The sequence below is a fragment of the Candidatus Accumulibacter sp. ACC003 genome (assembly GCF_907163085.1).
In the GTDB taxonomy this organism is placed as follows: Bacteria; Pseudomonadota; Gammaproteobacteria; order Burkholderiales; family Rhodocyclaceae; genus Accumulibacter.
This window is the reverse complement of the sequence record NZ_CAJQTX010000001.1, coordinates 799,154-810,410: the sequence shown is the minus strand read 5'-3', so window position 1 is coordinate 810,410 and position 11,257 is coordinate 799,154. Positions and strand designations below refer to the sequence as shown.

At 63.4% G+C, this 11,257-nt stretch carries 9 protein-coding genes; 4 read left to right on the top strand and 5 right to left on the bottom strand.

Going from position 1 to position 11,257, the window contains the following annotated elements; genetic code table 11:
* The first annotated feature begins 858 nt into the window (after positions 1-858).
* Positions 859-1,614, top strand: coding sequence for a class I SAM-dependent methyltransferase (locus QZ656_RS03585; protein ID WP_291992083.1), 756 nt, complete (start codon positions 859-861; stop codon positions 1,612-1,614).
* A gap of 273 nt (positions 1,615-1,887) precedes the next feature.
* A complete protein-coding gene (locus tag QZ656_RS03580; protein ID WP_291992082.1) occupies positions 1,888-3,273 on the top strand; it encodes an ATP-binding protein in 1,386 nt (461 codons plus the stop codon).
* 100 nt (positions 3,274-3,373) lie between these two features.
* On the opposite strand, the gene fumC is transcribed toward QZ656_RS03580, so the two are convergent.
* Positions 3,374-4,825: a class II fumarate hydratase gene (gene fumC / locus QZ656_RS03575; RefSeq protein WP_291992081.1), complete on the bottom strand. Its 1,452-nt coding sequence runs from the start codon at positions 4,823-4,825 to the stop codon at positions 3,374-3,376.
* 385 nt (positions 4,826-5,210) lie between these two features.
* The gene (locus QZ656_RS03570) at positions 5,211-6,698 is read right to left on the bottom strand and encodes a hypothetical protein (RefSeq protein WP_291992080.1); all 1,488 of its coding nucleotides are present in this window, start codon (positions 6,696-6,698) and stop codon (positions 5,211-5,213) included.
* A gap of 289 nt (positions 6,699-6,987) precedes the next feature.
* Between QZ656_RS03570 and QZ656_RS03565 the strand changes: the two genes are divergently transcribed.
* Together QZ656_RS03565 and QZ656_RS03560 are read left to right on the top strand one after the other, a co-directional pair.
* Positions 6,988-7,872, top strand: coding sequence for an alpha/beta hydrolase (locus tag QZ656_RS03565; RefSeq protein WP_291992079.1), 885 nt, complete (start codon positions 6,988-6,990; stop codon positions 7,870-7,872).
* A 126-nt stretch (positions 7,873-7,998) separates the two neighbouring features.
* Positions 7,999-9,435 (top strand): 3'-5' exonuclease family protein, encoded by a 1,437-nt coding sequence (locus QZ656_RS03560; RefSeq protein ID WP_291992078.1) that lies wholly within the window; start codon positions 7,999-8,001, stop codon positions 9,433-9,435.
* Here QZ656_RS03560 and QZ656_RS03555 read toward each other — a convergent pair.
* The 3 genes from QZ656_RS03555 to QZ656_RS03545 are packed head-to-tail and all read right to left on the bottom strand — an operon-like array spanning position 9,427 to position 11,254.
* Positions 9,427-10,083: an ankyrin repeat domain-containing protein gene (locus QZ656_RS03555; protein ID WP_291992077.1), complete on the bottom strand. Its 657-nt coding sequence runs from the start codon at positions 10,081-10,083 to the stop codon at positions 9,427-9,429. The two genes, QZ656_RS03560 and QZ656_RS03555, sit on opposite strands and share 9 nt — an antisense overlap.
* The gene (locus QZ656_RS03550) at positions 10,080-10,862 is read right to left on the bottom strand and encodes a TatD family hydrolase (RefSeq protein WP_291992076.1); all 783 of its coding nucleotides are present in this window, start codon (positions 10,860-10,862) and stop codon (positions 10,080-10,082) included. The genes QZ656_RS03555 and QZ656_RS03550 overlap by 4 nt, the downstream gene beginning before the upstream one ends.
* A gap of 11 nt (positions 10,863-10,873) precedes the next feature.
* A complete protein-coding gene (locus QZ656_RS03545) occupies positions 10,874-11,254 on the bottom strand; it encodes a PilZ domain-containing protein (RefSeq protein ID WP_291992075.1) in 381 nt (126 codons plus the stop codon).
* Between the last annotated feature and the right edge of the window lie 3 nt (positions 11,255-11,257).

The window sequence follows — 11,257 nt, the reverse complement described above, 5'->3', positions numbered from 1 at the left end:
AATGGTGGCCCAGCGGCAGCCGGATGTACGGCATTCTGGTGCAGCCACGCGCGCTTTCCGGCGGGCTTCGCGTTGGCGGCGACCCGGATCCTTCCGCAGTCTCATTCTGCGAACCCGCATAGACCTGCATTGAACCTCATGGCCCACCCGCATGCGATAGTGCGATGAGTTTGCATTTCCTGCTGAAGGCCGAAGCTCGTACTCTGTTCATGCCGCAGGTCCTGGGCATGAGCGACAATGACGCCGCTGCCTTCTACCGTCGTCTGCGCGGGGCGATACGAGCGACGTGCTCTGCCCGCACTGCGGCTCCGTGCCGCGGCACTACTTCCGGCGGGCCCGCAAGATTTGCCCTCGGCTTGCTTGCACGCGCGCGCAAAAGAGAGGCGTTGGCTGCCGCGCCGGCAGGCAGCGGTAATCGAGTCGGTCGCCGACTTCATGCAGCGCGTGCCGTGCATTGACTATCAGCGCTTTTCGCATCGGGCAAGCGGACAATTCCGCGTAGTCACCGCTCTGCGGCCGTAATGGTATTTGCCCAAGCTGCGCGGCCGTCAGCGGTGTTGTTCGCTTTCTCGGCGGCTAATTGCTCCCAGGAACCACAGCTCACCAGCAGCACCTCGGCCGAACGGCCTGCTGTACGCATCCCCGCGCATCGGCGAGCGTCAGTTCGCTCGGCGCCTCGATGCAAAACGATTGACCTTGGGCGGCACAGCTCTATAATCCACGCTTAGTGTCCGCCAGCGCGACGGTTCAGTCCAACCAGGCTTATCTGCCCCGCGAACCGCCAGTGCTTGAGCCACGCTCTTCTACGGCGGCAGATAAACGCTATTTGTCATGCGTCGCAACAATTGAAAGCCGCCTATGGACTTGACAGAGTACCGCGCTTCTTCTACGGAGCAAGAGAGGACCGCAGACCTCCTGCGCCTGACGCCGACCGCTGGCCGAGCTGCATTGGATATAGGAGCTCGAGACGGGCATTTTTCGCGGCTGATGGCCAATCGCTTTGAAGGAGTGACGGCTCTGGATCTGACGGAGCCAAATATTCAAGACCCAAGGATTAAATGCGTAAAGGGAAACGCCGCCAACATGCAGTTCTCGGATGGCTCATTCGATTTTGTATTTTGCGCCGAGGTCCTCGAACACGTCCCTACCCCGGTCTTGCACGAGGTCTGCCAAGAGATTGAACGAGTAGCCAGTGACCGAATCTTGATTGGCGTTCCCTACAAGCAAGACATTAGAGTGGGGCGGACGACCTGCTACTCTTGTGGAATGGCGAATCCACCTTGGGGCCACGTGAACTCCTTTGACGAGCAGCGCATCACAAAACTATTCGGCCTTTGCAAGGTTGAGGCCATCTCGTTCGTCGGAGTAAACACTTCACAGACGAACTGGCTCTCGGCCGCCCTGATGGATTTTGCAGGGAATCCATATGGCACCTATGACCAGGAGGAGACATGCATCCACTGCGGTCACCGTTTAAGCCCGCCGCCGAATCGTAGCCTTGTTCAACTGGTCGCCACAAAATTCGCATTTTGGTCGCGTAAAATAAGCGAGCTGTTTATAGAGCCTCGGGGCAACTGGATGCACGTGGTCTTACGCAAGATTAACGACGTGTAACCCTTCCTGCCCCCGACGCACTACAGCCGGGGTCGCCAGCCTCCGCGTACCGGTGAATTCGAACGTTGAGCGTCTGTTTCCCAAAACCGGCTACTTCCGCTCCAGGTCGTTAGCCGACGAGAGATTCAAATAGCGGCGGATGTCACCCGTGTCGGCTCGACCTGGAATCGGCGCACGACGCCGTTTGCATCAGTCGCTCGACCGCCAGGCCGCAACACGAGTCATCGTGACGCTGGCGTTGCACGGCGTTTCGTTTCGCCCTACGATCGTGCCATGCCCGACGCCAACCTTCCTGCCAAGCGGCAGCGGCCGCGACCGCTGATCAATTCCGACTGCCTGTCCGAACAGCCGTCGACTTTTGACGGGGTTGATGAGGCGGTGTGGATCGAGGTGATCCGCAAGATGGATGAGGTCTACAACGATCTGCTGCAATACGAAGTGGTCCTCGAACAGAAGAACGCAGCGCTCGAGGACTCGCAGCACTTCATCGAGAGCGTTCTGTCGTCGATGTCGGACATTTTGATTGTCTGCAACCGCCATGGTGCGATCCAGGAGGTCAACGATTCGCTACGGCGTTTCATCGGCCAGGACGAAAGCCGCTTGCGTGGCCAGCCGGTGGCCGATCTCTTCGCCGACGAGGCGTCACGCCAGCGCGCCCGCGATTTTTTCTCGGCGGCGCGTCCGACGACGGTTCAGGACTGCGAGCTGCGGATCATGGGGCGAGACGGCAGCCCCTTGCCGGTCTCGCTGAACTGCACGCCGCGCCTGTCGGGAACCGGCAAACTGGTCGGCATGGTGCTGACCGGGCGCCCGGTCGGCGAACTGCGCCGCGCGTATCACGCGCTGCGACAGGCGCACGACGATCTCAAACGAACTCAGCAGCAGCTCCTGCAGGCCGAGAAGATGGCTTCACTCGGTCGGCTGGTCGCCGGCGTCGCGCACGAACTCAACAATCCGATCAGCTTTGTTCTTGGCAACGTCCTGGCGATGCGGCGCTACGCCGGCCGACTGCAGACCTATGTGCAAGCGGTGCACGCCGATGCCAGCGGGCGCTCGCCGGAGCTCGAAGATCTGCGTGCGGAACTTCGCATCGACCGCATCCTGGACGACCTCCCGCCGCTGCTCGACGGCATGCGCGAAGGCGCCGAGCGTACGCGCGATATCGTCGATGGTCTGAAACGCTTCTCGGCGATCGATCGTCGCGTCGACGAGGCCTTCGAGCTGACTGAAGTCGTCAGCCGGGCGGTGCGCTGGGTGACGCGATCGGGTTCGCAGGGTTTTTCGGTCAAGGTCGATCTGCCGAAACAGCTGCCGGTTGTCGGTTCGTCGGGGCAAATGCAGCAGGTTTTGATGAACATCGTCCAGAACGCTTACGACGCGACCAGCGCCACCGCGCAGCCGACGCTCGCCATCAGCGCCGAACTGCACGACGCGATGATCGTCGTTCGCTTTGCCGATAACGGCCCGGGGATCGGTGCCGACGATCTGACGCGCCTGTTCGATCCGTTCTTCACGACCAAACCGGTAGGGCAGGGGACCGGCCTCGGCCTGTCGATCAGCTATGGCATCGTCGAACGCCACGGCGGCCGCCTGGAAGCGTCGAACCGGCCCGAGGGCGGCGCGGTGTTCACGCTCAGCCTGCCGCTCGCGCCGGGCTAGAGGGTTTCCTGCAAGGTCTCGCTGCCGCCGTGGCGCGCTGCCAGGCGTGATCGTCGATGGTCGCCAGTGCCAAAGGACGCGGGAGCCGCGCTGATCGCTTTCAGGCGCCGTCGCCAGTGCCGCCGTGAATCATCTCCTCGGGTCTGAGCCAGCGGTCGAAGTCCTCGCTGCTGACGTAGCCCAGTGTCTGTGCGGCTTCACGAAGGCTGATTCCGGCGCGGTGCGCACACTTGGCAATCTCGGCTGCCCGGTCGTAGCCGATGTGCGGTGTGAGCGCCGTGACCAGCATCAGCGAGCGCTCCAGGAGTTCGCCGATACGCTCGCGATTCGGCTCGATGCCGCGTACGCAGTGTGCTTCAAAGCTGCTCATGCCGTCGGCCAGCAGGCGAACACTCTGCAGGAAATTGTGGGCGATCAGCGGCTTGAAGACATTCAGCTCGAAATTGCCGGCGGCACCGCCGATTGCAATGGCGACGTCGTTGCCCATCACCTGGCAGCAGAGCATGGTAAGCGCCTCGCACTGCGTCGGGTTGACCTTGCCGGGCATGATCGAACTGCCCGGTTCGTTTTCCGGAATGCGGATCTCGCCGAGGCCGCAGCGCGGCCCCGACGCCAGCCAACGGACGTCGTTGGCGATTTTCATCAGCGCCACGGCGAGGGTCTTGAGTGCGCCGTGCGCGGCCACCAGGCCGTCGTGAGCGGCCAGCGCCGAGAACTTGTTGGTCGCCTCGACGAAGGGCAGGCCGGTACTCGCGGCCAGATCCGCGGCAACCAGGGCGCCGAATTCGGGTGGCGTGTTGAGGCCGGTGCCGACCGCGGTGCCACCGATCGCCAGCGGATACAGCGACGGCAACGCGCCGTCGAGCAGACTTTCGGCGTGCTCGAGTTGGGCGACGTAGCCGGAGAATTCCTGACCGAGCGTCAGCGGCGTTGCATCCTGCAGGTGCGTCCGGCCAACCTTGACGATATCGGCGAACGCGCGCGATTTCTCGGCCAAGGTCGCGCGCAGCCGACGCAGCGCGGGTTGCAGTGCGCGCACGACGCCGAGCGCCGCCGCCAGATGCATGGCGGTCGGGAAAACGTCGTTTGACGATTGCCCGAGATTGACGTCGTCGTTGGCGTGAACGCGGCGGCTCTGGCCACGTTCACCGCCGAGCAACTCCGAGGCGCGATTGGCCAATACCTCATTGACGTTCATGTTGCTCTGCGTGCCCGAGCCCGTCTGCCAGAGCGATAGCGGAAACTCCTGCTGGTGCTGTCCTTGCAGCACTTCGTCTGCCGCCGCGGCGATCGCCGCTGCCTCGGCTTCCGGCAAGCGCCCGAGATCGCGGTTGACGCGCGCGCAGGCGCCCTTGACCGCCGCCAGCGCCAAGACGATCTCGTCGGGCATGTATTCGCTGGAGATATCGAAGTGCTCGAGCGAACGTTGCGTCTGTGCGCCCCAAAGTCGTTCGGCAGGCACCTCGATGGTGCCGAAAGAATCGCATTCGCTGCGCGTCGCGCTCGTACTGTCCGGCGTCGCGGTGGACAAATCGGTTTTGTCAGTGTTCATCTTGCCTGCCTCCTGTCTGGCGGTCGCGTCCCGTAAGCCACGAGAACGTCGGAAACTGGACCAATCGTAACGCAAGCCGCTGTAGGCGGCGAATGTCGATCCGCGGCGGCGCCGTTGGCAAGGGTTTAGCGATGGAGCTGTGCGCCTGGTCGCGCTTGATTTGCAGAATCAGCTGAAGGGGGCTACAGGTGTTCGCTGCAACTATCGCCCGCTGCTCACCTTTCCAACTTTACATAATATGAATTATGCGCACCAATCGACGACCACTCAGAAACGACCGCGGACCACGGTCATCGATCGCTTTTGCCGGCAAGCGCCGGGGATTCATCCGCGCGCCGCTCGGCGCCAGTGCCGTGTGGCCTGGCGCCGAGCGGCGCGCGCCGTGTTAACCGCCTTTGGCGTTCTGGCCGGCCTTGAATTGCTCGCTGATCGCCTGATTGAATGTCGCCAGTGCGGTCAGCGCCATGCGGCTGGTGTTCGGTCCGTCGAGATCGACTTCCATTTCGACCGTTTTGGATTTGTTGGCAGCAACGCCGGCGAGATTGCCGACGACCTGCAGCGCCCGGACGGCAGCGTCCTTCTGCGTGTCGTAGCCACCCACCTCGCGAAAGCGCGCAAAGTTTCCCGACACCGCTAGCGCTTTCGGTGCGTGTACGCTGCCGCTGTTCACGTGGCCGTTGGCGACAACCGCGCCGGGCGGCGCGCTGAGCGTCATCTGCTCGCCGGCAGCCGTGCTGGCACCGTCGCGATGCAAGATTGACGAACCTGACCCGGACGTCTCGAGCGACGCGATATTGACGGCCACGCCAATCGCGATGCCGTCGAGCCCATTCTTGCTCCACTCGACGCGTTTGCCCATGTCGCCCGTGCCCATTCCGGCGAAGCCGCGGGCGTGCAGCTTCATGCCCGTCGGCGCCAGCACTAGGTACTTGCGTGTCGTGTGGCCGAGATCCTGCTCGACATAGACCGGCGCCGTCGCCGTGCTGGCGGCCTCGGTGGTGGCATACACCGCCCCGTTCTCTGCCGTAAAGGCGGCCGCCGCCTCAAGGTGTACGCCGTCAGCAGCGAGTCTCTCCTGCAGCTCGTCCCAGGCTTTGTCGGTCAGCGCCTGCAGTGCAGCGATGTCGACATTGGCCACGTGATACTTGATCTTCGAGCGCGTACCACCATAATTCGTACCCGGCATGTAACCGGCACGGGTGCTGGCAGAAACTTCACCAGATACCTCAAAAAGAACACGAAACTCACTGATATAAAACCGCTTGCCGGATGTGTTCAGCTGCCCTTCGAGAAAGCCGGTGCTATCCAGAGGCAGCAGCGGTTCGGACAGTGCGGTGCGCACTGTTGCCGCCGTAAAGGGTTTCAGTTCGCCCGCGGCCGGGCCTTCGGCGAGGGCGCGGAATTCCTCGGCGCTGAGCATCTTGCCGGCACTATCGGGATCGTCCGGCCGGCAATCCTTGGCGCTCGCCAGCTTGCCAAGGAAGCTCCGCCGCTCGCCAGCTGCAGCGGCGCGCTGCTGCGCCGCGGCGTCGGGCGCCAGCTTTTCCTCGACCTGTTGCTGGGCGACGACGCCAGCGACCTTGCCGACCAGGCCACCAAGCCCGCCGAACAGTCCGGAAGCCTGCGCGGCAGTTGCGCCGACGACCTGCCCGCCGACGTTCGCGGCGCTACCGGCAACGGCCTTGCCGACACCGGGGGCATTTGGATCACCGGCGGCGACGAGTTCGTCCATGCTCTTCTGTTCACTAGCGATGCCGGCGCAATTGAGCGTGGCGTCGGCGTCGTTAACCCGCGCCAGGGTCTGCGCGGACGCCAGCGCGGGTGCGCCGGCAAGGCACGCAACAAGGATGGAATAACGGATTTTGTGCGGCATGGGGTGGCTTCTCCTCGACTGGAAATATGACAGGGAGAAAGTCTAGCCGAAGTCCGGACGGCAGCGGTGGCCTATTCTCCGGCGAACGTGATGGATGTCGCACAGCCATACTAAAACCCGTTTGACATGTTTCTGGTGCGTCACCGAGACTTTCGCCGGAGCATCGCCAGCCACTTCTGGCGGCCCAGCAAAGCTACTTCATTTGCCGGCCCGGAGATCGAGTGGTAGATTGCCGGGCTGCCGCTGTCGTCACCGGCGCCCTCCTCTCTTTTTCGAACTTCGCCTACCGATGCCACAGATTACGGCCAACAATCTCCAGATCGAATACGAAACCTTTGGTCCGCAGGCCGCGCCGGCGATCCTGCTGATCATGGGCCTCGGTGCGCAATTGAGCCGCTGGCCTGTCGAGCTTTGCAATGCACTCGTCGACCGTGCTTATCGCGTGATTCGTTTCGACAACCGCGACTGTGGTCTGTCAAGCAAGCTCGACGATGCCGGCGTGCCGAATGTAGGCGAAGCGCTGCGCCATGGTGTGCCGCCCAGCGCACCGTACACGCTCGCCGACATGGCCGCCGACAGTGTCGCTCTGCTCGATGCGCTGGGAATCGAGCGGGCGCATATCGTCGGCGCGTCGATGGGCGGCGCTATCGCGCAGATTATCGCTGCGCTCTACCCGCAACGCTGCTACTCGCTAACCAGCATCATGTCCACCAGCAGCCATCCGGACCTGCCGCCGCCGACACCAGCGGCGGCGCGCGCGCTGCTGGCGCCCTTGCCAGCAACGCGCGACAAGGAGAGCCTGATTGAAGACGCGCTGAAGCGCCAGCTGGCCGTCGCCAGCCCCGATTTCCCGAGTTGTCCGCAGCGCTTGCGCGAGACGCTGCTGGACGAGCACGAGCGCGGCTTTCACCCGCGCGGCGTCGCGCGGCAGCTGGCGGCCTTTCTCGGCAGCGGTGATCGTCGCCCCTTGCTGCGGACGATCCGTGCGCCGACGCTGGTCCTGCACGGCGCCAACGATCCGCTGATTCCGGTTGCCTGTGGCTACGACGTCGCCGCACACATCCCGGGTGCGGTGATGCGCGTCATCGACGGCATGGCACACGATCTGCCGCTGGCCTTGACCGACGTTTTCGCCGATGCGATCGCCGGCATCGCGCAGTCGCCGGAGCGCTGAACTGACCGGGATCGTCGCTATCTGCCGTCGGCGATGCGATCACGCCGCTTGGCAACCGGCCGCGGCGAGTGTCTCCGCGCGCGCTGCCGGCCGGTCGATGTCCCGTGCGGCCGCTTGCCGCCGCCGATGAACGCCCTGCTCGCTCCCGAAGCTCTCGTTTTCATCGATCTTGAAACGAGTGGCGCCAATTTTGCCAACGACCGGATCATCGAAATCGGTTTACTCGAAGTCGACGACCAGGGGGTCCGCGAATGGAGCGTCCTGGTCGACCCGGAAACACCTCTTTCGCCGTTCATCACCGGGCTCACCGGCATCGACGACGCGATGCTCGACGGCGCGCCGACTTTTCGGCAGCTCGCGCCTTCATTGCTCGAAAAGCTGCGCGGACGCCTGCTCGTAGCGCACAACGCGCGCTTCGACTACGGCTTCCTGAAATGCGAGTTCAAGCGCCTCGGAGTCGATTTCCGGACGCCGACGCTGTGCACCGTCAAGCTTTCGCGCAAGCTGTTTCCGCAGCATCACCGGCATAATCTCGACGCCCTGGTGACTCGCCACGGCCTGTCGGTCAACGGCAGCCGCCACCGCGCGCTCGCCGACGCCCGCCTGCTGTGGGACCTCTGGCAGTGCTGGTACGGGCAACTAGCCCCGGAGACCATCCACAGCGCCATTGCGACGATCCTTGGCCGTCCCGAGCTACCGCCACAGATCGATCCGGCGATCATCGACGATCTGCCCGAGGCGGCCGGTGCGTACGCGTTTTACGGTGAAGGCGGCCGCTTGTTGCTGCTCCGACGCGCCAGCAATCTTCGCCAGCAGGTTTTGGCACACTTCGCGGCCAACAAGCGCGCAACGCCGCTGATGCTCGCCATCCGCCGCATCGAATGGCGCGACGCCGCCGGCGAACTGGGTGCGCGGCTACGCGAGATCGAATTGGCTCGCTGGTCGCCCGACGTCGGCGCTCAGCAGCCGGCCGTGCCGCACGGCAATACGACGACGGAACTCTGCACCTGGCAGTTGTCCTTGCCGGCAGCTGCTGGAGATTGCCGACCGCAGCTGGTTTTCGCAGACGACATCGATTTCGCCACCGCCGACGACTTGTTCGGTTTGTACCCGAATCGGCGCGAGGCCTTGCGCAGTTTGCGCAAACTCGCCGACGCCCATCGCCTGTGCTACAAGCAGCTGGGTCTTGACGATTCAGTGCGAGGCGTGGCGTGTGCGGCCTACAAGCAAAAAAGCTGCCGCGGCGTGTGCATCGGCAAGGAAGCTCTGGCGCTGCACAGCGCTCGCCTGCTGACCGCTCTGGCCAGGTTCAAGCTAAAGGTCTGGCCGTACCGGGGACCGCTGGCGCTCGTCGAGCGCGACGATTTCGGGATGCGCGAGGATATTCACCTGATCGACCGCTGGCGACTGGTCGACACGGTACACAGCGACGAAGCATTGCACGCCCGCCTGGCCGACGGACCGAGCGACCGCCCCTTCGACCCAGAAACCTACCGGATTGTCAGCCGCTTCCTGCAGGCCGGAAAAATTGGCATCCGCGTCCTGCCCGCTTTCTCACTTTGACGGTGCGCCGGCGGCCGTGCCTGCCCGCCCGCCCGCCTTGCCCAACAGCTCGGCAATATCGGTGTTCTGGGTCTTCAACGCCCAGTCGACCGCTGTCGCGCCGCTCTCGTTAGCGATGTTCGGGTCGGCCTGATTTTTCAGCAGCAGAGTGACGATCTCCTGGTGCCCGAAGCGTGCCGCAAAGAGCAGCGCGGTCGAGCCGTTCTCGGTCTTGGCATTGACGTTGGCGCCCTTGCTCAGCAGATATTCGACCGTCGTCTTGTGGCCGTTGAAAGTCGCGTAGATCAGCGGCGACCAGCCGTACAGATTGACGTCTGCGCCGGCCTCGACAAGACGCTTGACGAAAGCCAGGTTACCGCTATACGCCGCCAGGCTCAGCGCCGTCTCGCCGTTGCGGTTCCGGACATTGAGTCTGGCGCGGCGCTGCAGGAGGTGCTCGAAAAAGTCCTTGTTATTGCGCTGCACCGTCTGCATCAGCAGCGTGTTGCCGGCCGGGTCAACCGAGTTCACGTCCATACCCTTGTCGAGCAGCTCAATGGCCCACGAGGTATTGCCCGAAATCAGCGCCTCCTCCATGTCCTGGTAAGCGCCAGCGGCGGCAAGGGTCGGCAGGAGCAAGGCAAACAGCACGGCGATAGTCTTGTTCATTGGGCAACTTTCATACGGGCGTCAGGGAACAGGCGGAAGAAATTCTCCGTCGTGGCGTCAACAACTTCCTGGTAACTCAGGCCGCGCAGACGCGCGACTTCTTCGGCGACGTGTTTGACGAAGCCAGGCTGGTTGGTTTTCCCGCGGTGGGGTACCGGCGAGAGGTAAGGCGAATCGGTTTCAAGCAAAAGCCTGTCGAGCGGCACGCGCTGCGCCACCTCGCGCACGGTCTGTGCCTTCTTGAAGGTCACGATTCCGGACATCGAAATGTAGAAACCCTGGTCGAGAGCGGCTTCGGCAACTTCCCAGGTTTCGGTGAAGCAGTGCATGACACCGCCAGCGCTGGCGGCGCCCTCCTCCCGCATCAGCCGCAAGGTGTCGGCGGCAGCTTCGCGGGTATGAATCACCAGTGGTTTCCTGGCTAAGCGCGCGGCACGGATGTGCGTCCGGAAACGCTCGCGTTGCCACTCCGGCGCATCCTTGTGCCAGTAATAATCGAGACCGGTCTCGCCGATGGCGATGACGCGCCGATGGTTGGCCAACTCGACCAGGTCGGCGACCGACGGCTCACGCCCGCCAGTCGCTTCGGGATGAACGCCAACCGACGCCAGGATCTCGGGCCAGGCGTCGGCAAGCGCCAGTACGCGCGGCAGGTCTTCCAGCGTCACGCTGATACAGACGGCGCAAGAAACGCCGTTGGCGTGCATCAACTCGACGACTTGGCCAATCCTGGCGGACAAATCAGGGAAGTCGATGTGACAGTGCGAATCGATCAGCATCGGCTTGCGTGTCAAATGGTATGCGTCGGGCGACCCGACTGCATGACGCCGCCAAGCAGACCTTCGATCCGTCGCCTGGCTTCGACGCCGCCTTCGTCGCTGTTGAAGTGCACGCCGATTCCCTGCGCCTTGTTGTTCTGAGCGCCAACCGGCGTAATCCAGACGACGGTGCCGGCGATCGGTAGCTTGGCCGCGTCGTCGAGCAAAGATAGCAGCATGAAGACTTCGTCGCCAATTGAGTAGTTGCGAGTCGTCGGAATGAATATTCCACCATGGCGCAGCAAGGGCATGTACGCCGCGTACAAGGCCGACTTCGAGTTGATGTTCAGCGACAGGACGCTGGGCCGTGACGACGCGGCTGCGGCTGGTTTGCGGCTGTCGGCTTCGGACATATC